The organism is Corynebacterium sp. HMSC05D03, from assembly GCF_001807205.1.
Classification (GTDB): Bacteria; Actinomycetota; Actinomycetes; order Mycobacteriales; family Mycobacteriaceae; genus Corynebacterium; species Corynebacterium aurimucosum.
In genome coordinates this window covers 14,096-38,567 of the sequence record NZ_KV788178.1, presented here as the reverse complement: position 1 = coordinate 38,567, position 24,472 = coordinate 14,096, and the positions used below count along the sequence as shown (strand labels likewise).

At 60.6% G+C, this 24,472-nt stretch carries 21 protein-coding genes; 2 read left to right on the top strand and 19 right to left on the bottom strand.

What is annotated here, in order from left to right; translation table 11 throughout:
* Positions 1–167: 167 nt before the first annotated feature.
* The 6 genes from HMPREF3147_RS08075 to HMPREF3147_RS08050 all read right to left on the bottom strand — a co-directional run bounded on the left by HMPREF3147_RS08075 (position 168) and on the right by HMPREF3147_RS08050 (position 7,501).
* On the bottom strand, positions 168–1,499 hold the full coding sequence (locus tag HMPREF3147_RS08075) for an ABC transporter substrate-binding protein (RefSeq protein ID WP_070446635.1): 1,332 nt from the start codon (positions 1,497–1,499) through the stop codon (positions 168–170).
* A gap of 364 nt (positions 1,500–1,863) precedes the next feature.
* Complete coding sequence (locus tag HMPREF3147_RS08070; RefSeq protein ID WP_070446634.1) at positions 1,864–3,108, bottom strand: DUF4032 domain-containing protein; 1,245 nt, start codon at positions 3,106–3,108, stop codon at positions 1,864–1,866.
* An 82-nt stretch (positions 3,109–3,190) separates the two neighbouring features.
* On the bottom strand, positions 3,191–4,321 hold the full coding sequence (locus HMPREF3147_RS08065; RefSeq protein WP_070446633.1) for an ABC transporter ATP-binding protein: 1,131 nt from the start codon (positions 4,319–4,321) through the stop codon (positions 3,191–3,193).
* A gap of 207 nt (positions 4,322–4,528) precedes the next feature.
* Positions 4,529–5,404 (bottom strand): polyprenol monophosphomannose synthase, encoded by an 876-nt coding sequence (locus tag HMPREF3147_RS08060; protein WP_070446632.1) that lies wholly within the window; start codon positions 5,402–5,404, stop codon positions 4,529–4,531.
* A 28-nt stretch (positions 5,405–5,432) separates the two neighbouring features.
* A complete protein-coding gene (lnt, locus tag HMPREF3147_RS08055; RefSeq protein WP_070446631.1) occupies positions 5,433–6,920 on the bottom strand; it encodes an apolipoprotein N-acyltransferase in 1,488 nt (495 codons plus the stop codon).
* Positions 6,920–7,501, bottom strand: a complete 582-nt coding sequence (locus HMPREF3147_RS08050; protein ID WP_070446630.1) for an FxsA family protein — start codon at positions 7,499–7,501, stop codon at positions 6,920–6,922. Before HMPREF3147_RS08050 ends, lnt begins: the two co-directional genes overlap by 1 nt.
* A gap of 70 nt (positions 7,502–7,571) precedes the next feature.
* On the opposite strand from HMPREF3147_RS08050, the gene HMPREF3147_RS08045 reads away from it, so the two are divergent.
* Positions 7,572–8,426 (top strand): cobalamin biosynthesis protein, encoded by an 855-nt coding sequence (locus HMPREF3147_RS08045; RefSeq protein WP_070446629.1) that lies wholly within the window; start codon positions 7,572–7,574, stop codon positions 8,424–8,426.
* On the opposite strand, the gene HMPREF3147_RS08040 is transcribed toward HMPREF3147_RS08045, so the two are convergent.
* Together HMPREF3147_RS08040 and HMPREF3147_RS08035 are read right to left on the bottom strand one after the other, a co-directional pair.
* Positions 8,423–9,196 (bottom strand): SDR family oxidoreductase, encoded by a 774-nt coding sequence (locus HMPREF3147_RS08040; protein ID WP_070446628.1) that lies wholly within the window; start codon positions 9,194–9,196, stop codon positions 8,423–8,425. The genes HMPREF3147_RS08045 and HMPREF3147_RS08040 overlap by 4 nt on opposite strands.
* Positions 9,196–10,311, bottom strand: coding sequence for a M24 family metallopeptidase (locus tag HMPREF3147_RS08035; RefSeq protein WP_070446627.1), 1,116 nt, complete (start codon positions 10,309–10,311; stop codon positions 9,196–9,198). Before HMPREF3147_RS08035 ends, HMPREF3147_RS08040 begins: the two co-directional genes overlap by 1 nt.
* A gap of 45 nt (positions 10,312–10,356) precedes the next feature.
* Here HMPREF3147_RS08035 and HMPREF3147_RS08030 point away from each other — a divergent pair, with 45 nt between their 5' ends.
* The gene (locus HMPREF3147_RS08030; RefSeq protein ID WP_246815750.1) at positions 10,357–10,986 is read left to right on the top strand and encodes a trypsin-like peptidase domain-containing protein; all 630 of its coding nucleotides are present in this window, start codon (positions 10,357–10,359) and stop codon (positions 10,984–10,986) included.
* A gap of 9 nt (positions 10,987–10,995) precedes the next feature.
* On the opposite strand, the gene HMPREF3147_RS08025 is transcribed toward HMPREF3147_RS08030, so the two are convergent.
* From HMPREF3147_RS08025 to HMPREF3147_RS07975, 11 genes are all read right to left on the bottom strand, one after another.
* A complete protein-coding gene (locus HMPREF3147_RS08025) occupies positions 10,996–13,809 on the bottom strand; it encodes a DEAD/DEAH box helicase (protein ID WP_070446626.1) in 2,814 nt (937 codons plus the stop codon).
* Positions 13,810–13,906: 97 nt separating this feature from the next.
* Positions 13,907–14,896, bottom strand: a complete 990-nt coding sequence (gene tatC, locus HMPREF3147_RS08020) for a twin-arginine translocase subunit TatC (protein WP_070446625.1) — start codon at positions 14,894–14,896, stop codon at positions 13,907–13,909.
* A gap of 191 nt (positions 14,897–15,087) precedes the next feature.
* Complete coding sequence (tatA, locus tag HMPREF3147_RS08015; RefSeq protein ID WP_070446624.1) at positions 15,088–15,351, bottom strand: Sec-independent protein translocase subunit TatA; 264 nt, start codon at positions 15,349–15,351, stop codon at positions 15,088–15,090.
* 83 nt (positions 15,352–15,434) lie between these two features.
* Complete coding sequence (locus HMPREF3147_RS08010; protein WP_070446623.1) at positions 15,435–16,400, bottom strand: helix-turn-helix transcriptional regulator; 966 nt, start codon at positions 16,398–16,400, stop codon at positions 15,435–15,437.
* Positions 16,393–17,436: a helix-turn-helix transcriptional regulator gene (locus HMPREF3147_RS08005; RefSeq protein ID WP_070446622.1), complete on the bottom strand. Its 1,044-nt coding sequence runs from the start codon at positions 17,434–17,436 to the stop codon at positions 16,393–16,395. Before HMPREF3147_RS08005 ends, HMPREF3147_RS08010 begins: the two co-directional genes overlap by 8 nt.
* Before the next feature lie 31 nt (positions 17,437–17,467).
* A complete protein-coding gene (gene pafA / locus HMPREF3147_RS08000; protein ID WP_070446621.1) occupies positions 17,468–18,850 on the bottom strand; it encodes a Pup--protein ligase in 1,383 nt (460 codons plus the stop codon).
* A gap of 47 nt (positions 18,851–18,897) precedes the next feature.
* Entirely contained in the window at positions 18,898–19,089 is a 192-nt protein-coding gene (locus tag HMPREF3147_RS07995) for a ubiquitin-like protein Pup (protein ID WP_070446620.1), read from the bottom strand.
* A 35-nt stretch (positions 19,090–19,124) separates the two neighbouring features.
* On the bottom strand, positions 19,125–20,669 hold the full coding sequence (gene dop, locus HMPREF3147_RS07990; protein WP_070446619.1) for a depupylase/deamidase Dop: 1,545 nt from the start codon (positions 20,667–20,669) through the stop codon (positions 19,125–19,127).
* Complete coding sequence (gene arc, locus HMPREF3147_RS07985) at positions 20,666–22,240, bottom strand: proteasome ATPase (RefSeq protein WP_070446618.1); 1,575 nt, start codon at positions 22,238–22,240, stop codon at positions 20,666–20,668. Before arc ends, dop begins: the two co-directional genes overlap by 4 nt.
* 44 nt (positions 22,241–22,284) lie before the next feature.
* A complete protein-coding gene (locus HMPREF3147_RS07980; protein ID WP_070446617.1) occupies positions 22,285–23,121 on the bottom strand; it encodes a tRNA (adenine-N1)-methyltransferase in 837 nt (278 codons plus the stop codon).
* Between the two features lie 38 nt (positions 23,122–23,159).
* Positions 23,160–24,422 carry a M18 family aminopeptidase gene (locus HMPREF3147_RS07975; protein ID WP_070446616.1) on the bottom strand — a complete coding sequence of 421 codons (1,263 nt, stop codon included), beginning with the start codon at positions 24,420–24,422 and terminating at the stop codon, positions 23,160–23,162.
* Positions 24,423–24,472: the final 50 nt, after the last annotated feature.

Here is a 24,472-nt window from a genome sequence, read left to right as displayed (position 1 = left end):
GGTGGTGCCACACGTTTCCCAGCGGGACGGCGACGAGGAGAGGAGGCTGAGGATGTGGAGTAACCGCTCGCGGACAAGCACGCGACGCGGGCCACAACCCTCACCTACTCCCCTCCCCGACGTCCGCTACTTAGAAGGCGTGTGGCGAGGGAGATGGGGATAGAGCTTTAGCCCCAGTTGGATTCCTTCTCAGCAGCCCAGTTGTCCTTGAAGTGCTTGACGACGTCCTCCCACTTCAGCTTTCCGGAGGCGTACTGCGACAGATCCTGGCCGAAGTCATCCTTGAACTGCTGGGACGGGAAGTACTGGAAGTTCCACGGGTAGGTGGTCAGATCCTTGTTAGCGATAGCTTCCGCGACCTGCTGAGCCAGCGGATCGTTGGGGGTGTCCTCGGCGGTGTAGCTCTCGAACGGCGCGATGAAGCCAAGGTCCTTAACCACGTGCTCCTTGCCAGCTTCAGAGGTAAACAGCCAGTCGATGAAGTCCTTGGTGGCCTGCTGGTCAACCTCAGATGCCTCAGAGTTCACGCCCAGGTAGTTCTCGGTACCGACGTTGATGCCGTGCTTTTCTTCATCCGGCAGACCCATGTACATGGGCAGGAACTTGATCTTGTCTTCCTTGACCACGTTGCCAGAGGTCTCGGAAATCTGGGACCATGCCCAGTTACCGTTCTGAACCATGGCGGCCTTGCCCTGCGCAAACTCAGCCATGGAATCGGACACCGTCTTAGAAGGCGCAAGAGACTTTTCTACGGTGGAGTTCTCAAGGTAGAGATCGAAGAGGTTCTTGTACTCCTTGTTGTAGGAGAACTCGATCTCGTTGGTGTCCTCGACGCCCTTGTCCTGGTACTCCTGCCAGATCGGAGCGTTGGCCAGGTGAGTCTGCCAACGCCAGTCCTCACCGGATGTCAGTGAGGTGGAGGCGAAGGCGCCCTCGATACCAAGCTCGTCCTTCTTTGCCTGCATATCCTCGGCGACTTCCTTGAGCTTCTGGTAGCTCGTGATCTCATCCGTGGACTTGATCTTTGCGCCAGACGTGGCGATGTACTTGTCGAAGATCTCGTCGTTGTAGATGATTCCGAAGCCCTCGACGGCGAACGGAACGCCACGTACCTCGCCATCCTCGGTGGTCAGCGGCGGAATATCGTCGGTCAGCTGCTTAGCAACCTCGGTGTCCGACATATCTGCCATGTAATCTTGCCAGGTGATGAAGCCAGCTGGGCCATTGACCTGGAAGAGAGTCGGGGCCTCGTCCTTGCCAATCTCGGCCTTGAGGGTCTGTTCATAGGAGCCGGAGGCGGCAGTGACGACCTTGACCTTAACACCGGTCTCTTCAGTGTAGGCCTTTGCGATCTCCTGGTATGCCGCGTCCTGTTCGGGCTTGAAGTTCAGGAAGTAAACATCGCCTTCCTCGTCGGTGGAGCCGGAGCACGCGACGAGACTTGCGGCGGCGAGCATGGATGCCATGCTGATGGATGCGATGCGAGTAAGACGCTTCATGAGGTCCTCATCTTTCTTGATGAAAAGCGGGATGATGAGCCGAGATGGATACCTGGCTCGTATTCGGTTGTGTCTGGGAGACCTCCAGCAACGAAGGCTTCTTCCCAGCGCCACCAAGTGCTTCATAGCGGATCGTAGTCCGACTATGAACTGGTTAGCCTGTCTTCCACCTTAGTGAGGAATTCCACATATTCAAAAGAATTCGGACCCAAAACACCCGATTGTGACCATATCCATATTCGGACATTGAAACCTTCCCCATTTATGGGGCAATCGGGCCTAAACCATACAAATACATATAAAAAACAGCTGAGGATAGGAGGGAGGATTTGTGATCGCAGGAGCTGTTGGGGCACGCGAGAGGTTATGACAAGTCTTCTTCTGAAGGGCTTGTGCTGAGGAGGCGAGCCTCGTCGCGGCGGGCAGGAAGCACGGATTCAAGATAGGATGCCGTGGCCTCCGGGAGGGTGACATCCCCTCCCCTTTCTTGGGCAAGGAACCAGCGATGGTCAACGATTTCGTGGAAGATCTGTGCCGGCTCCAGCTTGTCTAACATCTCCACGGGGACGGCGGCGATGGTCGGCTCGTATTCATGCGTCATCCAAAGATGCGCGGCTTGGGTAAGACCCACATGCGGTCCGCATTCGACGGCCTGATAGGCCTGTATCGAGCCCAACAGGCGTTGGGCCTGATGCTCCTCGACGCTCAGCCCGGTCAAGCTCAGCAGCTCTGCACGATAGTGGCCCGGATCCACCACGACAGGGCGAATGCGCACAACCTGCCGCGAATCGTCCTTCGTGACCTTGAGCTCCCCTACGTCAAAGCCCAGTTGATTGAGGCGGTCAATTCTCTCGGAGACGCGCCAGTATTCACTGGCATCGACGGATTCCTCCGCGGTGAGCTCCGTCCACAGTTCAAGATAAGAGCTTTCGACGAGGCCTCCTAGGGCGATGACATCGATGGACCTATCTAGGCATTCACCCGCCTGGAGGTCCATGAGCTCGCCGATGATGTTGACGCGGGCTATGTCGACGTCGTAAAGCCTGCGTGATTCAGAGAGGTTGGGCTGGAACTCTCCTGTCTCGGCATCGACGAGATAGGCGGAATAGGTTTCGGCATCGCGCCGAAAGAGAGTGTTGGACAATGACACGTCGCCCCAGTAGAAGTTGAGCAGATGCATCCGCACCAAAAGCACGGACAGGGCGCGGATGAGCTTCTCCGCTTCCACGACCGTGAGGTGCCGAGAGAAGATCTCGCGATAGGGCAGGGAAAATTCCAAGTGCTCGGTCACCAAAGCTGCGGTGAGCTCACCGTAGTCTTCCTCTGCCGGATGGCGTCCGGTGATCACGGCTACTGGCCGCACACTGGGGGCGCCAAGGCGCTGCAGTTCACGCAGCATCTTGTACTCGTGGTGGGCGGTACGCGCACCAATTTCTTTGACCGCGACGATGCCACGGTTGATCCCCACGAAACGCACGATGTGCCGGGAAATACCCCTGGGCAGTGCGGCGATGAGATCATCGGGCCAATGTTCCAGGGGCGTATCCCAGGGCAGTGTCAGCAGCGCCGACGCGTACGTCGACGAGGTGATGCTCATGGACTCTTTCATGGCGAATCACTCCACCTTTTCTGCTGATTGTGGCTAGAACTGCCCTACCTATTACGTGCCGCGGGGCAGCCGGCACGCGGGCTTAAGGAAGGCGCTTGCCAGTCGACGCCGAGAAGTTATGCTGGCCACCCTCCACGATGCGTGCGTGGAAAATACTGCCCGGGGCAGGCGCGGTGTTCGGCGCAGCGCGGACGACGATTTGGCCGGACTCGGGGACGTCCTCGCTTGAGGATCCGAGGTCGCCCTCACCCACCAGCTTGCCGTAGAGGAAGGAATCAGAACCAAGTTCCTCCACGAAGTCGAGCTTGATTGGGATGGAAAGTTCGGTGGACTCGCCTTCCGGAATGATCTCCAGCGCCTCCGGGCGGAAACCGATGGTGATGCGGCCATTATCCTCCGGCGTCATCGCAGCGAGGGTTTCCGGGGAAAGCTTGATGCGAGCGTGACCAGAGGTGGCGTCCCCATCCTTGACTGAGAAGGTGCCCAGGTTCATGGCTGGGGAGCCGATGAAGCCGGCGACGAAGACGTTGGCGGGGCGGTCATAAAGCTCGCGGGGCGCTCCAACCTGCTGCAGGTAGCCATCCTTCAACACCGCGATGCGGTCACCCATGGTCAAGGCCTCCGTCTGGTCGTGGGTGACGTAGACGGTGGTAACCCCAAGCTTGCGCTGCAGGGCTGCAATCTGGGTACGGGTCTGAACACGCAGCTTGGCATCGAGGTTAGATAGCGGCTCATCCATGAGGAAGACCTGCGGGTTACGAACAATGGCGCGGCCCATGGCCACACGCTGACGCTGACCACCGGACAGGGCCTTCGGCTTGCGCTCGAGGAACTCCGTGAGGCCCAAAGTGGCGGCGGCTTCGTCGACGCGCTTATTGATCTCGTCTTGGGACTTGCCGGCGATCTTCAGTGCGAAGCCCATGTTCTCGCGCACGGTCATGTGCGGGTAGAGCGCATAGTTTTGGAAGACCATGGCGATGTCTCGGTCGCGCGGAGCAACGTGGGTGACGTCCTTGTCGCCGATGTAGATGGCACCGTCGGTAACGTTTTCCAAACCCGCCAGCATGCGCAGCGTGGTGGATTTACCACAGCCGGAAGGGCCGACGAGGACGAGGAACTCGCCATCGGCGATTTCCAGGTTGAATTTCTTGACGGTGGGTTCTTTCGCTCCCGGGTAGGTTAGGGAAGCATCTTTGAACGTTACGGTTGCCATAGCAAAATCTCCTCCATCGGCAGGTACGTGCCGAACGATCCGTAGTGTGAGAAACAGTGAATTAAGTCACTGTGCACCAGCTAAAGTGCTACTTATGACATTAGCACTAGTACTGGTCACTACGGCAAAAAGCCCGGAGGCCATACTGCGGCTTCCGGGCTTAGCTTTCTTATTCACGGGCGTGTATGAGGCGCCGTGGGCATCGAGTTACTTCTTGAAGGTGCCTTTAACTAGGTTGGAGATTTCGGAAACGAAGTCCGATACAGCGTTCTTGACCGTGGTGACCTTGTGGCCAAGCTCCATGTCCTTGACCGTGCGGGAGGTGATCTTCGAAATCTCCGAAGTGAAATCGCTGATCTGCTCAGAGCGGTGAGACACACCCCACTTGGTTACTTCGAGCAGGGAATCCTTGACAAAGGAGCCGTCCAGCTTGGATTCACCAAGCTCGCGCTCGGTGAAGGTGATCGGAACCTCGCGGACATCAAAGCCATCCTTGATGGCGCGGAATGCAACGTCCACCTGGAAGATGTATCCGGCGTTGGAGAGCTCTTCAAAGTCGAGGTGCTCAAGCAGCTCGCGCCGGAAAGCGCGGTAGCCAGCGGTCATGTCATTGATGCCAGCACCCAGGGCGACAGAAATGTACTTGTTGCCCAGGCGGGAAAGCAGCTCGCGGTTGGCAGGCCAGTTCACTGTCTCTCCACCCGGTACGTAGCGAGAGCCAATGACCAGATCTGCGCCCTTCTCGATTTCCTCAAGCAAGAGGTGGAGTTGCTCCGGCGCGTGGGAGCCGTCGGCGTCCATTTCGCACAGAACTTGGTAATCCTTCTCTAGGCCCCACTCGAAGCCGGCGATATAAGCGCCGAGAAGGCCACCCTTGCCTTCGCGGTGCAGCACGTGCAGGTGAGGATCCTCGGCGGCCAGCTTGTCTGCAGCCTCTCCGGTGCCATCCGGGGAATTATCGTCCACGATCAGGATGTGAACCTCGGGAGTGGCCTTGCGCACGCGGCCGGTAATCAGCGGCAGGTTCTCAATCTCGTTGTAGGTGGGGATGATGACTAGAGTAGATTCGTGGGTCGAGCTCACTAGTTCCTTGCTCCTTTAGGTTTCTGCTTTAAGACGCGCTGCGTCGTCCGGACAAGCGGGTGGAATAGATCGCAAACAGCGCGCAGACCGTTCCAATAATAGTCATGAGCCACTGCAGGAGCGAACCATAACGCACCGCAAATGTACGCCCTTCTCGCAGCGGAAGTTCCTCTTCGAGATAAGCCGGTTCAAAGATACCGCTGTCTTGGCTCACTGAACCATCGGGGTGCACGATGGCTGAGACTCCAGATGTGGCGGCCACAACCACGGCTCGGTCCGCTTCTATCGCGCGCAGGCGGCTCATGGCCAGCTGCTGGTAGGTCATGTCAGAATCGCTGAACGTGGCGTTATTTGTCGGCGTCGTGAGAATCTGTGCGCCGTTATCGATTGCCGTTCGGAACGCCTGGTCAAAGCTGACCTCGTAGCACGTAGCAACGCCCACTGCAGTCCCGGCCATGGTCACCACGCCTGACCCGTCACCGGGCTTCATATCGCCCGCTAGGTCTACCAGATCAGTGATCTTCCTAAAGAATTCGCGCATCGGCATCGTCTCACCAAAGGGCTGCAAGTACTTCTTGTAGTGGTGTTGCCCCACCGAGCCATCCGGGTTGAATACCTGCATAGTATTGCGCGCGCCGACCTTATCTCGGGTGAGAGTTCCGACCAAGATGGGGGCGTCGATGTCGTGGGCGGCGCCGTCGATAAGCGCCCGTGCGTCCTCGTTGGCAAAAGGATTGATATCGGAGGAGTTCTCAGGCCAAATGACGATGTCTGGCTCAGCGCCATCCTGGGCTGCCTGCTCAGTGACGCGGACGTGGTTATCCAACACTGCGCGGCGTTGCGCTGCAAAGTCAAGGCCCAGCCGCGGGACGTTTCCCTGGACGGCGGCTACCGTGACCGTGCCTGTGGTGTGGTTCGGTCGATTCACGCCTTGCGCTGCGATGAGCCCTGCAAGAAGCGGCACCGCCAGCAAGGCACAGGCCAACCGTGGTGCGCGCGTAAGGCCCACCACACCCGCGGCGACGCAGACGACCGCAAAGCTAATGAGCGCAGGCCCACCCCATGGGGCAAGGTTGGCAAGCGGCCCTTCAATCTGTCCCCACGCCAGACGTACCCAGGAAAACCCTCCAAAGGGCACGGAGGAGCGCAGCATTTCCACCGCCACATAAAAGAAGGGAAAAAGTGCAAAGCCATAATTCAGGCGCAGCAACGCTGCCCCGCCGACGCCGAGGAGGATGCTGTACAAGGACAGGAAGATAGCGAGCGCAATATAGGGCATGTTGCCCACGAGCTCACCAATCCACGGCAGGGTGAATAGATACAAGACAGCGCTATGGACCACAGCGATGAGCGCCGCCCACCCTAAATGCAGGGGCTTTCGCCAAGGAGATAACGCAGCCACCAACATGGCCACCCCAATGATTCCCGCAGCCCACCAGCCGCGCGGCTCCACCGACAGATACGTGACCGCGCCCGAAAGAGCTGCGAGGACAAGCCGGGCACACACAGCGAGCACTATTTATTTCCGTCCTCAAAGTCTTCGGGCTTGACGTGTTGGGTCCATGTGCGGATTTCATCTTCATCGAGGACTTCGTGCGTTTGGTCCGCTTGTCCCCTGCTTCCCATGGCGCTGCCGGCAGTGCCCGCACCGAAGTTTCCAAAGGATCCATAGGAGTCGCGGTGCTGCGCCATGGGTGAGGCCTCGTAAACGCGCACGCCCATGTCTTCGATTTTCCGGAACATCGACGCGGCAAGAAGCGTGCGGATGATGGAACGCGTTGGCGCAAAAATGAGCAGAACCCCGATGATCGTGGAGACGAAGCCGGGCAGCGAAAGCAGGATTCCGCCCACCATAGTCAGGCCGACGTTGCCGGCTGTTTTACCTGGAGTGGGATCCTCCATTACATAGACTCCGTCTTCGGTTTGGCGGATGCGGCTGACCATCATGCGGCGAACTTCCCAGCTGGCTATCGTCATACCGAAGAGCATGGTCAGCGCCAAAGCGAGCAGCGCCCACAGCACACCAATCCACTCGGCAACTGCCCAGAAAGCCAGGGTTTCGAGGAGAATGTACGCGATGAACAGAAGAAACGGCATGCAGCCCACCATACTTGCTGGACCTGCCGGTTCGCTGGAGACCCTCCCGGAGCGATTAGACTGACCTACCATGTCCCTCCCCGAGTCGAAGCATCCCGAATCCGATACCTTGCGCTTCCATCCCGCCGGCGGTGTTGTCACCCCCGAGCAGTGGCTTGCCCTAGGCCAGGCCGCCAGGGAATATGGCGATGGCCATGTGTACCTTGAGGAGCACAGCGTCATCAGCCTGCGCGGCATCCGCGATGAGCAGGTGCTTGGCGATGTCCCCCTGCCCACCACCGACGCCCACGTGCTGGCCTCTCCCCTCTCCCTTCATGCACGCCGTGTGGCGCAGCGCGTTGCTGATGCCCTGGCTGCAGCCGAAGGAGCCTCCGCCGCTCTCGACCAGGATGCAGTCTTTGGTATCGATGGTGGCGCGGGCGATCTCCTCTCACACGGTGTGGCGGCTGGGCTCCAACTATCCGGTGCTAGCACTGGAGAAGACGAGGACGCCAGCTCCGCGCGCCTCATCCGAGAGGGGGCGGTTACCGGTCCGGTCCTAGAACTAGACGATGCGATTTCTCAGCTCGTCGACTACGTGCTCGAGCTATCTGCTCAGCGCCCTGAAGCCATCGATGGCTTCCCCTCACCGACGCGTGCTGCCTTTGCCGCGCCGACCTTGCCCATCGGCTGGCTGACCGAACACACTGAGCCCGGCCGCGTCGATCTGGGTGCGGGCCTGCAGGATGGCGTGCTGCCTGGGGAGTACGCAGGACTCATCGCCCAGCTGGGCGCTTCGATTTCAGTAACGCCGTGGCGGGGTTTGGTCATCCACGATTTGCCCGAAGGCGATGCTGACGTCGTCTTGCGAGTCCTTGCCCCGCGCGGCTTCATCTTTGACGCTAACTCTCCCGCCCTCAACTCTCCCGCCCTCGGGCATCACTAGCGCGGCATGTGCCGCCAGATTGGCCGTGGGACCAGCTTCATGATCCAAGCCAACACCTGAAGCCTCCGAGGGATCCATAGCGTGCGGGAGACCGGCCGTGAATCCGACGGGGACCCGGTACCCGACGAGGACTCGATGGCCTTCACCACAGCTTGTGCCACGACGTCTGGGGTCACCGACAAGGGCGCGGGTTTCATCCCCTCAGTCATGGATCCGATGACGAACCCGGGGCGCGCGGTGATCAGGGCTAGGTCGCTGCCCTGCAGCCGATCCGCCAAACCCTGGCAGAAAGCATCCAGGCCTGCCTTGGTCGAGCCATAGACATAGTTGGCTCTGCGCGCACGCCAGCCGGCAATGGACGAAAAGGCCACGATGTGGCCCGTGGTCATGACATCAGCGAGCACGGTGAGCATGGATACCTGTGCTGCATAGTCCACCAGTGCTATGTCGAAGGCGTGGGCCTCGTCGTGCTCGGCGCGTTCCTGATCACCCAGGATTCCGAAGGCGACGACTGCTGTTGTGATGTCCTCACCCGCGAGTGCTGAGGCTTGTTCGATGACCGCGCGGTGGGAGGAGACATCCGCAGCGTCGAAAGATAGCGTGTGCACGGAAATCGCCCCTCTGCGGAGAAGCTCTGTGGTGAGTTCCTCCATACCGTGCTCACCCCGCGCGGCAAGTACCACTGGGCGGCCTGCGCACAGCCGACGCGCAAGCTCGCCGCCGATATCGCTGCGCCCGCCAAGAATCAACAGCGCACCAGTGCGTCTCATTAGCGTAACCCCCGCGGTGCCTGGTTCAGGGACTCACACCCGGATTCAGTGGTCACCACGATGTCTTCCAAACGCATGCCCCACTTACCCGGCACGTAGATACCCGGCTCAATAGAAAAGGCCATGGACTGGGAAAGCTCCAGCTCATTTCCCTCCATGATGAAGGGCTCCTCGTGTGTGGACAAGCCAATGCCGTGCCCGGTGCGGTGCGTGAAATACTCGCCCCACCCAGCATCATCGATCATCTTGCGTGTGGCGCGGTCAATATCCTGGGCGCTCGCCCCCGGGCGTGCGGCAGCTCGTCCGGCAGCCTGGGCCTTTTCCAACACCGCGTAGGCCTCCTGGAAATCGGCGGGTGCCGCAGAGGGGGCTGCCCCCACCACATAGGTGCGGGTGCAGTCAGAGTGATAACCGGACGGCAGCGTCCCTCCGATATCCACCACCACGGGATCGCCCGCGCCAAGTTCTCTGTCCCCATAGTCGTAGTGCGGGTTCGCCCCGTTTGGGCCGGAACCAACAATGATGAAGTCCACCTCTCGGTGCTCGCGCAAAATGAGTTCCCGCAAATCAGACGCTACCTCGGCCTCAGTGCGTCCCGGTTCTAAGAGACGCGGGACCTCGGCGTGCACGGCATCGATAGCCGCCGCGGCAGCGCGTAGCTCCGCCACCTCGTCTGGGTCTTTGCGACTAAAGAGCTCAGCCAGTGCCTCAGTAGCTAGAAGGTATTCCACGTGCGTTACATCCGGCGAGGACGGATCTAGCTGGCTTCGAATTGCGGACTGGAAACGCAATACGTGATCGGCGGTCAGGGAGGAGCCCAAGGCAACGGTATTGGGGCGCACGCCTTCCAAAGCCAGCGCATAGGGATCCTGCCCATCGCTCCATCCCACTAGGTGGGCTGCAACGCCCTGAAGCGACTCAATGTCGGTGTTGGGGGCGACGATTACCGGTTCGGCATCGGGGCGGATAACCAAGCAGGTCAGGCGCTCGTGGGAGGAAACCCACGAACCGGTGAGGTACGCGAATTCGGCACCTGTCCCCACTAACAGGATGTCGATGCCCTTAGCAGCGGCGATAGTGCGGGAGCGGCTCAGTCGGGACGCATAATCAGTCATGACAGTCAGCCTACCGCCCGCCTTCGTCCGGTTAAGCTGGGAGGCGTGAATTCCCATCGCGCTGCCGTCAAGATCCGTAATCGCTCAAGCTATTGCTCGGGAGTGCTCATCGATGCGTCCTTAGGCCCCCGCACCCAGCAGGCAACCCGGTTGGTTCTGACCTGCGCGCACTTTTTCCGCAGCGGCCTTGACAGAGGGGATCACTACAAGGTGAGTGGCGGGTTCAAGCGGCGCGTGGCCGCCGTGCGCACGATTGACGGGACCGACATGGCGCTGTGCTTGCTAGACCGGCCGGCCCCTCCCCGGGACCTTCCTGGGCTTGCAAAAAGCACCCCACCATTCCGCGCCCCAGTCACCACCTGGGGATACGGCGGAAAAGCTCGCCGTGCCCAGCAACGCAGTGGGCTTTTTCTCCTTCCCTTCTTCCGCACCTGGTCCATTGACTTCCGCACCACTGTCTCCCCCGCCGGATTTGTTTTCAACACGATTCCGGCAGTCAAAGGTGACTCGGGCGGTCCAGCTGTAGTCGATGACGCCGTCATCGGTACGCAAGCCCTCATACTTAACCCGCTGGGGCGCAACCTCAAGCTCGCCACTGTGGCACTCGTTGCGCCCCACCGCCAAGCACTCGCGGCGGCAGCCACGGCACTGCTTCGCGGTGGCTCCGAAAACTAGGCGCTAAGCCTAGGCGCCGATAGCGACGACGCCGCGCTGGATCGCGTCAATGGCGCGCCGGGCATTTCGGCGAATCTCGTCCTCGTAGCCGGTCTTGGCCACCTGCTGGAGCAGGTCGATGACCTGTCGGCACCAGCGGACAAAGTCACCGGGGGTGAGTTCCGCGCCGGATTCGTTTGCCGCGGCCATGCAATAAGCCAAGGGGGCGCCCGCGGTCCACTGGTGGATGGCGAGCGCAAAGGCAGGTTCCGGTTCACGGGTCTGCGGCAGGTTATGGCGCTTCTCATCAGCAACAAGCTCTCCGTAGATGCGCCAGGTTGCGTTCATGGCGTCCGCCATCTCGTCGGTTGCTGCGCCAGGTTCGCCGCGGGTGGCCTTGCGGTTTTCGAAGACACAGAGCGAAGCCACACCAGCGAGCTCCGCCGGGTCAAGCTCGTTCCAGATACCGCGCTTGAGGCATTGTGCAACCAGGAGGTCGGATTCGGAATGGATCTTGGCCAAGCGCTCGCCTTCGTCCGTGATGACCGGTTCGCGGTTCTCGCCATAGCCTTCGAACTCCACGTAGTCCATCTCTGCCAACAGGTCCACGATGCGCTCAAACGTGCGGCCAAGCGTATCTGTGGCGCGCTCTACCTTGGCCTCTAGTCGCGCCAGTTCTCTCTCGCGGCGCGCCAGCTTTTGTGCCACACCGGCCAATTGCTCGCGGTCGGTCGCCGGCCAATGGTGCACCGGATGTTCGCGGAGGGCATCGCGCAACTGCGCGATCTTCTTGTTGGGGCGATTGCGCGGCTCGGTGCGCATCTTCTTCGGCCGCTTGTAGTAGTCACGCTTAAAGGCATCCTGCACATACCGGGTATGACGGCGCGGATTCTTTTGTGCTGCGCGCGGTAGCTTCATGTGGCCGACGACGATTGGCGGATTATCAATACCGGCCGAATCGATGCGACCAGACCACCCCGTCTCTGTGGTAACCCAGGGGCGCGGATCAGCAGTCTGGTTTGCCGGGGTAATGACGACAGCCAGCGTTGGGCGCTTCTTCGTGGCGATAGCGATGACTTCTCCCACTTGGAGTCGGGCAAGGACCGCCGCGACCTCCTTGTTGCGCTCCTCCTTCTTGGAAGCCCGTGTTGACTTTTCCTCCTCAGTTAGTGCGCGGCGCAGCCGCATATAATCCATGAGAATCTCAGCTGGGTCTTCGCCATCGGTGGCTGGCGGGGCCAGGTTTTCCACGGCCTGATCCAACTGTGCGCGCAGCTCCCGAACGCGGTGCTCGGCGCGCTCAATCTCACGGGTTTCCTCCACAACGGAACCATCCGCCTGGAACTGCGCAAAAGACTTTTCTAACAGGCGCAGCGAGTCCTCAAAGCCGAGCATGCCTAGCAGGTTGATGGCCATGTTGTAGCCGGGCTCGAAGGTAGAAATAAGCGGATAGGTACGAGTTGATGCAAGCCCCGCCACCGCCGTGGGATCCATGGCGGGTGCCCACTGCACGACGGCATTGCCCAAGGTATCGATGCCTCGCCTACCGGCGCGGCCGGTGAGCTGAGTGTATTGGCCCGGTGTCAGGTCCACGTGTGCCTCGCCGTTGAACTTCACCAGTTTCTCCAGCACCACGGTGCGCGCCGGCATGTTGATGCCCAGGGCAAGCGTTTCGGTGGCGAAGACTGCCCGGACGAGGCCCTTGACGAAGAGTTCCTCCACGATGTGCCGAAAGGCCGGAAGCATGCCTGCGTGGTGAGCAGCAAAGCCGCGCGAGAGTGCCTCGCGCCAACGCTTGAAATCAAGGACCTTGAGGTCCTCTTCCGGGATGCCTTCCACGCCTTTATCGACGATGGCCCTAATCTCGGTGGCCTCCTCCGGGGAGGTCAACACCATGCGGGAGCGCAAACACTGATACAGCGCACCATCGCAGCCTGCGCGGGAAAAAATGAAGGTAATCGCCGGCAGCATCTCCATGGCCTGCAGCTCTTTGAGCACCTCCGGCCTGCCAAGCGGACGGTAGCGGTCCTGCGCACGGGGCGCGCCGCTGCGCCGATCACTGTGCCGGTCGTGGCGCCCGCCACCTTTGTGACGGGCGCGAGCACGGAAGCTCGCACGGTTCTGGGCATAGTCTGTGCGGCCATTATCGGTATCGCCCGCCTCCAGGCGTTGGATGCGCCGCGCCAGTTCAGTGTTTACCTGTCCGCCTGAGTCGGGTTCGAAGAGCGGATAGATTTTGCGGCCGACCATCATCCACTGATCCAGCGGTACGGGGCGTTTTTCGGTGACGATGACCTTGGTGTCACCACGCACGGTGGTCAGCCACCGGCCGAATTCCTCGGAGTTGGACACCGTTGCGGATAGACCAATGATGGAGACGTGCTCCTCCAGGTTGAGGATGACTTCTTCCCATACTGCGCCGCGTGAGGCGTCGGCCAAGAAGTGGATCTCATCCATCACCACGTGGGTCAAGCGGTCCAGTGCGCCTGAACCCGCATAAATCATGTTGCGCAGGACCTCAGTGGTCATCACGAGGATGTCCGCGGAGGAGTTGATGGAGACATCACCGGTCAGCAGGCCGACCGCATCCTCACCGTGTGCGTCAACCAGGTCGTGGTATTTCTGGTTACTCAGCGCCTTGATAGGTGTGGTGTAGAAACAGCGGGTCCCTTGGCGCAGTGCCAAGGACACGGCGAACTCACCCACCACGGTTTTACCCGCGCCGGTGGGCGCGCAGACCAGAACGCCGTGGCCGGCTTCGACGGCTTGGCATCCTTGGATTTGGAAATCATCCAGTGAGTACGGAAGTGCTTGGGTGAACTCGTCCAGATGCGTCAGTGTCATAAGTCCCCAGGGTACCTGTCAGGGACGGCGTACTAGCGCGCCGGTCCCCGGCGCCAAGCAGAACGATTGAACAAGATCCCTAAGAAGGCTGACGAGGCTAGAGAACGTCGTCGAAGAAGCCGCTCTGCGGGGGCTGAGTATTCGTCTGTTGTGGCTGCGGCACCCGAGAATCAGGAGTCGAAGCCGGGGCCACAGGCCTGGAAGATACTGGCCGCGAAGAAGCGGAAACGCTTGTGGATGCAGATACAGGAGTTGGTGCGCTTATGGCACCCGGGCCTTCATCCAAGGACGAGGCAATTTCATCATCCAAGTCCATCCAGTCTGGGCGCTGGCGCTTCTGGCGCTTGTCGTTGATGCGGCAGAATTGGAAAGCTATCTCGACAAGGATTACGAGGGCACCGGCCAAGACCAACATTGAGAAGGGCTCTTGGCCCGGTGTGACAACCGCCGCGAAAATCATGATGGCGACAATGATGATGCGGCGCTTGTCCTTAACGTGGTCATACTCCAATACACCAATCAGGTTGAGGCAGACCACGAGTAGTGGGATCTCAAAGCTCACGCCGAAAATCAGGAGCAACGCTAGCAAGAAGTAGAAGTATCGCTCACCCGTCAGTGCCGCAGTCTGGTATTCGGAGCCCATCCCCATGAGGAATTCCAAGCCCACGGAAAGGATGACGTAGGCAAGAACCGCGCCGAGGACGAAAAGCAGAACCGCTGTCGAGACAAACAAGAAGGTAAAGCGGCGTTCGTTCTTGTGGAGGCCAGGCACGATGAAGGCCCAGATTTGGTAGAGCCAGACCGGTGAGGACAATACGGCGCCAGCCAACGCACCGACCTTGAGGCGCAATAACAGCATTTCGAACGGGCTGGTGGCAAGCAGGCGGCACTCACCGTCGGAGGTGAAAGAAACACGCTTTTCCTCAGGAAGCGAACAATAAGGACCGCGCAGGATTTCGCCCAGCGGTGACGTGCCAAACGGGGCGTTCTGGTACCAAATAAAACCAATGATGGCGCCAACCACCAAAGCGAGGAGAGAAATGACGATGCGTCGGCGCAGCTCCTGGAGGTGCTGGACGAGGGTCATCTCCCCCGTCGGATTCTTGGGCTTGCGGCGTAGCTTTGAGCCCCATTTTTGTTTCCGCGTGTTAGAACCAGCATTAGACGGTGTGCTCGCGGCACTCACAGCAAGACCTCCACAGAAAAGCCCACGGCGGCAGGCAAGGCCCTAGTGCTCCGAAAAACTCAGAGCGCGGCCTGCTTGCCGAGAAAAGATTATTAGTTCTGGTTTCCGTCAGCCGGCTTAGAAGCACGCGGCTGCATTTCCGGGCTATTCCAGAAGTCTTCGTCATTCTTCTTGGAAGCAGCAATCTGGGCCTGCTGCTCAGGAGTGTTGTTCTCCTCCTTCATTTCTTTTACTTCAGACTTGAAGATGCGCATGGACCGGCCCATAGAGCGAGCTAGCTCTGGCAGCTTCTTAGCGCCGAACAACAGCACGATAACGAGAACGACAAGGCCGATTTCCAAAGGTCCCACGGTCATTGAGGGTGCCCCTTCTTTCTAGGTCGATAAAGCGTACGGTTCCACACAACGAAGTGCTGCACGGGGCGCACGCAGGAGAGCTCTTAGTCTGGCAGTTGAGTATAACGCTCCAGCGCCCGATTTCTATGCTCCGAAATGGCCTCGACAAGCTTCTGGGGTCCCACGACCCGCAAACGGTCAGCTTGCCCGAGGGCGAAACGACTAAACCATGTCTCGGATCCGACGGGCATCTGCGCAGCTATGAACCCATTTTCAAGTGTTTCGCCTAGAGTGATGTCGTAGTGTTCTGCTAGCCAGGTGAATTCTTGGTTAATCTCCAGCTCCGCAACAAGAGTGTGATCTAGACCAAAGGGTGAGTCTGGGTTGAAATCCAGCTCTCGTACGTGCGGGGTAGCGGAAGCTTCGAGTACCTCGACATCACTCATGCGGTCGAGGCGGAAGGTGCGGTGGTCCCCCACTGAGTCATCCCATGCCACGAGGTAGGGCTCGCCATCCACGATGAAGATGCGGGCCGGATGCACGGTACGCTCGCTGGTCCGGTTGGAGGACATACTCCAGTAGGTAAAACGCACTTGCTGGCGCTTGTCGACGGCCCCCGCTAGTGCTGCTTGTACCTGCGATTCTTCGGGATCAATCGTGGCTAGGGAGTCATAGATGGCGGCGGTCTTTTCATCCATGATCTCGCGCAGCTTCGCGGCGGCGGAGTGGACCGCTGAGACATCGACAAGCCCCGGCATCGCTTCTAAAGACTCCAGGGTGAGCAATAGTGCACCAGCTTCGGTGGGGGTCAAACGTAGTGCCTGGGTGAGGCCCTGGTCGTTGTAAATCTCGATGCCATCGCGGTAACTAAAGCTCAAATCGATGAGGTCTTCGGTATTGCGGCCCACCCCGGAGCAGAAGAGCCGGTCGATGGCGTCCTTGAGCTCCACCGGGGTCATCCCCAAATCCTCCGCTGCCTCCATCGGGGTCAACCCCGGGTGGTTACGCAGGTAAGGGATGAGGTTGAGGGAACGAACCAGGGACTGCAGTTTGCGGGGCTGATCAGCCATGGCGGGCCTCCTCCCTAAACTCCATGGTCTTAACCGTGGTTGCCGTTGTCGCTGTATCGTTCCCGCCGACATTCAAGAGTGCGATGATGTCGGCACGAACTTCTGGCGGTTCAACCACGACCACGTCCGGGGCATAACCGGCCGCCGTGCGCACCAGCCAATCCCGCCGCACGGCGGTGAGTTCTACGAGGTTGTCCTCGCGCCTGCGTCCGGCGTCGACAAGTTCGACAGCTTGCCCCTCTGGTACGTCAAGGAGAGCGTCCACGGTATCGCCACGGTTTAGTGCCTCCACAACGAGATCTTGCAGTGGTGCGGTGGGCTCGAGGTGTGTGGCTGCATGACGCGAACGCTTGACGTTGTCCACGCGGGTGGCACGGAAAGTCCGAGGTGCCTGGCGGTCCACGTCCCAGCCGACAAGGTAGACGCGATCTCGGTGGTTGACCAGCCCCCAGGGATCCATGTGGCGGCGAACTGCTTCGGCAGAGGGCGTAGCGTAATAATCAAAGGATATGCGCAGCCCTGCACGCACGGCGGTAATCACCGCGGTGACGAGCTCCGGGCTCAGCCTGGTCATGTCGTTGACAGCGGTGTAGACGGGCGCTCCGCTCAAGTCGCGGGAGGCGCCCGAGGCAGCCAGCTTGGTCCACGCGGACAAGCTGAAATCGCTTAAGCCTCCCGGTGTGCCAATGCCGCCGGCTACGCCCAACACCATGGCCTCCTGTGGCGTGAAATCGACGGGAGGTAGCTGGTAGCTTTCGGGATCGAGCCGGTACAGCGAACCTTCTGCCCCACTGCTATGCACTACCGGAACACCAGCGCGCTGCAGGGTCACAATGTCGCGGGAAAGTTGTTTCTGAAAAGCCTCGTCGCTGCGAGACTGGTAGCCCTCGACGTGGCTGCGAATCCAGGCTGCGCTGCGGTCAGGAACCCCGCCTTGGTGCGCGGCGCCATGCAGCGCAAAGGTGAGGTTGGTGAGCCTTTCGATAGCGCGGTCTCTGACCGGCGTCCGGGCTGCAGTGCGATCTGCTGAAGGCATAGTGGCAGGTTCCTTGATCAGCTCTACGGCTCTACGAGCCTGGGTGCGAACGCATGTAGTCTAACAACCCATCTAGGCGCGGGTCCTCGGACACAAAGGGGTCGGAGAATTCCTCGGTCATTGGCTCCGGCCGGTTGACCTTCATCCGCGTCCAATCCACCGTTACCGCGGCATCGAGCTCGCGGGCAACAGCGAGAAACTCCCCGCGCAGCTTGGCACGGGTGGTTCGCGGGGCGGTGTCGACGGCAGCATCGATTGCAGCATCGTCGATCCAGCGCTTCACCATGCCGCGCTGCTCCAATACGCTGTAGAGGCCACGGCCGGGACGGATGTCGTGGTAGGTCAGGTCAATCTGTGCCAGCTTGGGGTGCGACCAATCCCCGCCCAGGCGCTCGCGGTAGCGGTTTAGCAGGCTGCGCTTGATGACCCAGTCGATCTCGCGGTCAACACCGGAGAAATCCTGAGTCTCAATGGCCTGGAGGGTGCGCTTCCACAAGTCCACGACACGGGCCAGCTCAGCCGTTGGCGTGCCTGTGTCCTCGCGGTGTTCCAGCCAACGCTCAGCGGCGGTACAGAGCTCTTGCTGCACGGCGAGCGCGGTGGTGCTGCCGCCTCCCTCAAGCGGGAGCTGGGTGCGACCGGTCGGGTCGAGCGCGATGGCGCGGATGTGTTGAATAGGTTCGAGAACCGAGAGGTTCGGCACCTCAAAACCGGCCTCCAGCATCTCCAGCATGAGCAGCGTGGAGCCAACTTTGACGGCCATCGTGGGCTCAGCCATATTGGAGTCGCCGACGATAACGTGCATGCGACGGAAACGCTTCGAATCCCCGTGTGGTTCATCGCGGGTATTGATGATGGGCCGCGAGCGAGTCGTCGCGGAGGACACACCTTCCCAGACTTGGTCGGCACGCTGTGAGAGCACGAAACGCGCTGGTTCCTCACCCTTAGCAGGTCTAATCATCCCCGCGCCACAGATGAGCTGCCGGGTGATCATGAATGGCAGGAGAGCTTTGCCGAGGTCCTTGAGCACCACGTGGCGGCCGATGAGGTAGTTCTCGTGGCAGCCGTAGGAATTGCCCGCAGAATCGACGTTGTTCTTGAACAGATAGACGGCGCGCTTCTCCCCCTCGTCCGCTAGGGCTTCCTCCGCCTGCACGGCCATGCGGTTGACCATGGCATCGCCGGCGCGCTCATAGGCAATGAGCTGGCTCAGGCTATCGCACTCGGCGGTAGCGATCTCCGGGTGGGAGCCGACGTCGAGGTAGAGGCGGGAGGCGTTGGGGCTAAAGATATTCGAGGAGGAGTACGTCGACACGATGGGCCGGAAAAGCACGCGGGCGATCTCATCCGGGGACATCACCCGCTGTCCATCGCTTGCGCTCGCGGTGATGCCGTACTCGGTTTCGATGCCCATAATCCGCCGTGCATAAACGGGGGCGCTACCGGAGGGCTGCTCCACCTTTATTCGCCGCCCTTTTGGACGTAGGAGCGCACAAACTCCTCGGCGTTGGATTCCAGGAGGCCGTCAATCTCATCGAGAAGATCATCGGTACCCGCGCTGTTGATGCTGACTTGTCCGGCATCGAATTCCGAGGAATCACCTCCCTGCCCGTTACCGCCACCGGCATTAATCTGGGACTGCTGTCCGCTCATGGTGAGAGCTCCTTTCGCGAGTGGAGAATGCTGCGCTAATACAGTGTAGGGTACTCGATTCGCACCCCGAGCTGGCGCAAACTATCAACGAAGTCGGCGGCACTGCCCGCAGATTCCAGTAGAGCGCCCACCTCGTCTTGCCCGAGTCTTGTGGTGTCGTCGAGCGCCACGCAGGCGGTTCCAGAGTTGGCTCCCTCGGCCTCACCGATGCGGAAGGTCAGTGACTGCCAGGACGCAGCCAGGACATCCTCCCCGAACTTTCGGGTAGCGTGGCCGCGCAGGTAGGCGCGGGTGTCGCTGGGCGGCGTCTCTGCTGCCGCTGCGATCTCTTCCTCACTGACCAGGGTGCGCATCTGTCCCTTGCGCACGAGCGCATGGTAAAGGGATTTTGCGGGGTCGATGTCTGTGTACTGCAAATCGATCAGAGCCAGCTTCGGATCATCGGCCGCGACGCCGCGGTCAAGGTAGCCTTTAATCAAGCGATACTTGGCCACCCAATCCAGCAGGTGGGCGGCCTTGAGCGGATTATCAGCCAAAAGCGCGACAACCTCATCCCAGGCGGCGAGCACCTTTTCATCCGCCTCAGTGGTGGCGGTGACCCTCTCCCGGTAGACGGCGAGGATGTCGAGGGCGGTGAGGTGGCGGCCGTCGCGAAGCGCCAGCTTATGAGTCACAGTGAGGTCGCGGCTCACCCGCTGCACCTCCTCCACCGGCTCTGCTAGGCGCAGGTCACTAAAGTCCACGCCGCTCTCGATGGCATCGAGTACCAGCGAGGTCATGCCCAGCTTGAGCAGCGTCGAGGTATGGGACATCGTGGCATCACCGATGATGACGTGCAGGCGACCGAAGTCCTCGGCGACCGCATGTGGTTCATCACGGGTGTTGATGATGCCGCGGTTGAGGGTGGTTTCCAGGGAGATCTCCTGCTCGATATAGTCCGCGCGTTGTGAGATCTGGAAACCAGGTTCTTCACCATCAGCACCCAATCCCACGCGTCCGGCACCGGTGACCACCTGGCGAGCGACGAAGAAAGGAATCAATCCCTGGGCAATGTCATCGAAGTCAGTATCCCTGGAGTACTGGTAGTTTTCGTGGCTGCCATAGGAAGCCCCCTTACCGTCCACGTTGTTCTTGTAGAACTTCAGCGGTGGGCAGGGATCATGCGTGGCCAACACGGACGTGCCCTGAGCGGTCAGCGATGCTACGGCCTCCCCTGCGCGACGAAGGATCAGGTCGCCGGAGGCGTCGTAAAGCAGGGCATCCCAGGCATTCGTGCACTCCGGCGAGGAGTACTCCGGATGGGCGTGATCGACGTAGAAACGCGCGCCATTAGCGGTCACCACGTTGGCCACACCCAAGGCATTCGGGTCCACCACGGGCACCGTGTGGTAGCGCTTGAGATCGAAGCCGCGGCTATCGCGCAGTGGGTGCTCCTCCCGAAAATCCCAGCGGGAGCGCGCACCGGTATGCAGGGCGGCATAAGCCACAACAGCATGGGTGGAGGTCACAATCGGTGATAACGCCGGGTTGGACGGCGTGGAGATCCCATATTCAGTTTCGGTTCCTAGAACACGGCTCACGGTTGTACTCCCATCAATTCGACCCCGGTGACATGCGCGCCAGCGGAGGTACCGGCGACGATCTTCGCCCACTCCTCCGGGTTGGCAGAAGTCGGTACGTATTCAGATTCTGCCTGCTCGGCCGCGATGGCCTGGTGCAGGTGCGCGGCGGTGATGCCTGCGGGCTGCGCTCCCCCAGCAGAGTTTGTTGCGTCCAACGCTTCCTTAATCGCTAGCTTCTTGGCACGGGAGACGATGTTGGCAATCATGGCGCCAGACACGAAGTCCCGGTAGTGCAGCACGCGCGGATCCGCGTTAGCGAAGTGCAGAGTGACAAAGGGCCGCTCGGCGTAGAGAGCGTCCACCGCGGTATCGATGAGCTGTGAAAGATCACCCTCGTGGGGGACGGATTCCGGGAAGTGACGGGCGAAGATTTCCCGAGCACCCTGCTTTGTCGGGCGGTTGACGCGGATCTTGATGTCGAGGCGCCCCGGGCGCATGATGGCGGGATCGATGAGTTCCTCACGGTTGGTGGCACCGATGACGATGACGTTGCTGAGCTTTTCCACACCGTCCAGCTCCGTCAACAGCTGCGGGACGACGGTGGTTTCCATATCGGAGGACACGCCGGAACCACGGGTGCGGAAGATGGACTCCATCTCATCGAAGAAGATGATGACCGGGCGCTGGCTGCCATCCTCGGTGGGCTCGGAGGCTAGCTCGCGGGCGCGCTCGAAGATGAGGCGGATGCGGCGCTCAGTCTCGCCCACGAACTTGTTGAGCAGTTCTGGGCCCTTCACATTGAGGAAGTAGCTGGGGGCACTAGCTCCCAGCGACGCGGACAGCGAATGCGCCACCGCCTTGGCGATAAGCGTCTTTCCGCAGCCCGGCGGGCCGTAGAGCAGTACGCCCTTGGGCGGCTGGAGATCGTACTGGCGGTAGAGCTCCGGGTGCAGGAAAGGCAGCTCGACGGAGTCACGGATGAGGGAGATCTGCTCATCCAAACCGCCGATGTCCTCGTAGGAGACGTCAGGAACTTCCTCCAGCGTGAGCTGTGCTACCTCAGTCTTGTGCACGCGTTCGGTGGCTACACCAGATTTGGGCTCAACCAAGAGGGTATCGCCGGCGCGCACGGTATCCCGCAACGCTGCAGCGAGGAGAACAACCTGCTCTTCACCAGAGGAATTGATGACCACGGCGCGGTCGGTGCCGAGACGTTCTTGGAGCGTCGCCAGCGCGCCCGTATTTACCGGGGCGCAGGCCTCCACGACGACGAAGCCCTCGCCCAAGCGCACCTGCTGCCCTACTTTCAGGGAGCCGGGCTCCAGGTTCGGCGAAATCTTGACCCGCATGGCTCGGCCATTGGTATAAACCTCGGCGTCACGGCGTGAATCATGCGCGCGCCCGGAATAGCCCAGAAAGACACCGTATGTGGAGGCAGGCTCCGCAAGGGCGTCAACCTCCGCGAGCATCTGCTGAAGCTTCGTGCGCGCATCCTTCAACAGGGCAGCAAGCTTGGCATTGCGTTCAGCGAGCTGCTCTATCTGGCGACGCTGCTGGCCAAGTTCCTGGGAATGAGTGGCATCGTTCATAGAGTCCACCCTAGCGCGCAGTGCGCCACGTTTAACCTCGGGGCTTATTTTCGCGCGCGGCGCTGCGGGCGGGGTGGAGTGACGCCGTCGGCAAGCCGGCGCGTCCAGATCAGAAACGCGGTGTGCGCGTTCATGCGATGCTCCGGGCGGGTGGCCAAACCTTCCACCTTCCATTCACGCACGAGGGACTCCCAGGCCCGCGGCTCCGTAAAGCACTTGAGCTCGCGGATGCCCTCCATGACCTTCATCAGCTGCGGCACGGTGGCCACGTAGGTCATGAAAACGCCGCCCGGGATGAGGATGTCGCGTACCTTCTCAAGGTGCTCCCAGGGCTCGAGCATGTCTAGGATGACGCGGTCCACGGGGCCGCCCAGCTGCTCGACGGTGACATCGGCCAAGTCCCCAAGGCGGGGACTCCACCATTCGGGCTGTTTACCGAAGTATTCGGTGACGTTATCCACGGCGTATTCCAAGTGGTCATCGCGCACCTCATAGGAGAAAACGTGGCCTTCCGGCCCCACGGCGCGCAACAGCGTCATCGAGAGCGCGCCGGAACCGGCGCCGGCCTCCAGCACGCGTGCGCCCATGAAGATATCGCCTTCGACCAGAATCTGCGCGGAGTCTTTGGGGTAGATCACCGCGGCACCCCGTGGCATCGACAGGACGTGGTCCACCATGAGGTGGCGGAACAGGAGGAAGGAGCTACCCAGAGTCGAATCGATGACGGAGCCTTCATCCATGCCGACGACATCATCGTGGTTGATGATGCCCTTGTGCGAATGGAACTGGCCTCCCTCCTCGAGGACGATGGTGTAGTGACGCCGCTTGGCATCGGTGAGCTGCACGCGGTCGCCGTAGCGGAAGGGGCCGGAATAAGCCATGGCGTGGGAACCTTTCACATAGTTGAAGGTGGCAAGGATTAACCCACCAAGTATGCCTCAAGGGCGTTACCAAGCCATAGTTGGTCGCGCTCGCCCACCAGCTCGCGGGCCGAGTGCATGGACAGCATTGGGACTCCCACGTCGACGGTGGGGATGCCCAAACGGGTGGCGGAAATCGGTCCGATGGTGGAGCCACAGGGCACGTCGTTATTTCCCACGAATCGCTGGACCGGAACGTCCGCACGGCGGCAGGCGGATTCCCACAGGGCCACGGTGTGAGCGTCGGAGGCGTAGCGCTGGTTGCCGTTAATCTTGGTTACAGGTCCCTGGCCGATGATCGGGTGGTGCGTGGGATCATGCTTCTCCGCGTAGTTGGGGTGTACAGAGTGGGCGGCATCGGCAGACACGCAACTGGAGCGCGTGAACATCTGGAAGCGCTGCTCCTCGTTCGCCCCGAGCGCCCGTGCGGTGCGGGTCAAAATATCACCCAGAATCGGGCCACCCGCGCCATAACGCGAGGAGGAGCCCACCTCCTCATGATCGAAGGCCGCCATGACGAGGATGTCCTTGTGCTCCATGGTATCGGCGTTGTGCGCGGCGGCGAGAAGAGCCCTCAGAGAGGCGTGGACGGAAGAGAGGTTATCCATGCGTCCAGCAGCGATGAGCTTTTCGCCGGCGCCAAAGACCTCACCGCGCTGGGCATCGGCGGTAATGAGGTTGAAGGAAGCGATATCTTCCGGGGCGACGCCCAGCTGCTTGCCGACGACCCCCATCACCGACGTTTCCGGAGTGCCCACGGAGAGCACTGGCTGCATGTGGCGCTGGCGATCCGGCTTGAACTCATCCTTGCGGTAGAGGTGAATCGCCAGCGAGGGAAGACGAAGCAGCGGGCCGGTGTTGACCAAGTGGCGGGTGCCATCACGCAGGACGACTTGACCACCGACGGTGAGCTCGCGATCAAACCAGCTGTGGAGAAGGACTCCGCCATAAACTTCCACGGCTACTTGCTGCCATCCGGCGGAATCGAAATCCGGAGTGGGCTTGAGAGCAAGACCGGGCGAATCAGTATGGGAGCCGATAATCCGGAAATCCGAATCCGGGCTAGCACCTTCGGGGACGAACCATGCCATGACCGCACCTCCCCGGACCATGACGTGACCGCCTGGTGCAGCCGACCATTCGGCAGACTCGTCTTGGCGGCTAAAACCCGCATCAACGAGTGCGCGCGCTACCTCCTCAGCCGCGTGATAAGAGGAGGGACTGGCGGCGATGAAATCGAGAAAATCTTGCGTAGTGCTCATGCCTACTAGCTTGCCACGGACCGTCGGGAGATGCGGGCGGGAACGAGGTT

What these genes read in the sequence shown, in the direction of transcription:
- HMPREF3147_RS08075 (WP_070446635.1), bottom strand. Translation starts at nt 1,499, where the DNA reads ATGAAGCGTCTTACTCGCATCGCATCCATCAGCATGGCATCCATGCTC.
- HMPREF3147_RS08070 (WP_070446634.1), bottom strand. Translation starts at nt 3,108, where the DNA reads ATGAAAGAGTCCATGAGCATCACCTCGTCGACGTACGCGTCGGCGCTG.
- HMPREF3147_RS08065 (WP_070446633.1), bottom strand. Translation starts at nt 4,321, where the DNA reads ATGGCAACCGTAACGTTCAAAGATGCTTCCCTAACCTACCCGGGAGCG.
- HMPREF3147_RS08050 (WP_070446630.1), bottom strand. Translation starts at nt 7,501, where the DNA reads ATGCCGTTTCTTCTGTTCATCGCGTACATTCTCCTCGAAACCCTGGCT.
- HMPREF3147_RS08045 (WP_070446629.1), top strand. Translation starts at nt 7,572, where the DNA reads ATGTCCCTCCCCGAGTCGAAGCATCCCGAATCCGATACCTTGCGCTTC.
- HMPREF3147_RS08040 (WP_070446628.1), bottom strand. Translation starts at nt 9,196, where the DNA reads ATGAGACGCACTGGTGCGCTGTTGATTCTTGGCGGGCGCAGCGATATC.
- HMPREF3147_RS08035 (WP_070446627.1), bottom strand. Translation starts at nt 10,311, where the DNA reads ATGACTGATTATGCGTCCCGACTGAGCCGCTCCCGCACTATCGCCGCT.
- HMPREF3147_RS08025 (WP_070446626.1), bottom strand. Translation starts at nt 13,809, where the DNA reads ATGACACTGACGCATCTGGACGAGTTCACCCAAGCACTTCCGTACTCA.
- tatC (WP_070446625.1), bottom strand. Translation starts at nt 14,896, where the DNA reads ATGACCCTCGTCCAGCACCTCCAGGAGCTGCGCCGACGCATCGTCATT.
- tatA (WP_070446624.1), bottom strand. Translation starts at nt 15,351, where the DNA reads ATGACCGTGGGACCTTTGGAAATCGGCCTTGTCGTTCTCGTTATCGTG.
- HMPREF3147_RS08010 (WP_070446623.1), bottom strand. Translation starts at nt 16,400, where the DNA reads ATGGCTGATCAGCCCCGCAAACTGCAGTCCCTGGTTCGTTCCCTCAAC.
- HMPREF3147_RS08005 (WP_070446622.1), bottom strand. Translation starts at nt 17,436, where the DNA reads ATGCCTTCAGCAGATCGCACTGCAGCCCGGACGCCGGTCAGAGACCGC.
- pafA (WP_070446621.1), bottom strand. Translation starts at nt 18,850, where the DNA reads ATGGGCATCGAAACCGAGTACGGCATCACCGCGAGCGCAAGCGATGGA.
- HMPREF3147_RS07995 (WP_070446620.1), bottom strand. Translation starts at nt 19,089, where the DNA reads ATGAGCGGACAGCAGTCCCAGATTAATGCCGGTGGCGGTAACGGGCAG.
- arc (WP_070446618.1), bottom strand. Translation starts at nt 22,240, where the DNA reads ATGAACGATGCCACTCATTCCCAGGAACTTGGCCAGCAGCGTCGCCAG.
- HMPREF3147_RS07980 (WP_070446617.1), bottom strand. Translation starts at nt 23,121, where the DNA reads ATGGCTTATTCCGGCCCCTTCCGCTACGGCGACCGCGTGCAGCTCACC.
- HMPREF3147_RS07975 (WP_070446616.1), bottom strand. Translation starts at nt 24,422, where the DNA reads ATGAGCACTACGCAAGATTTTCTCGATTTCATCGCCGCCAGTCCCTCC.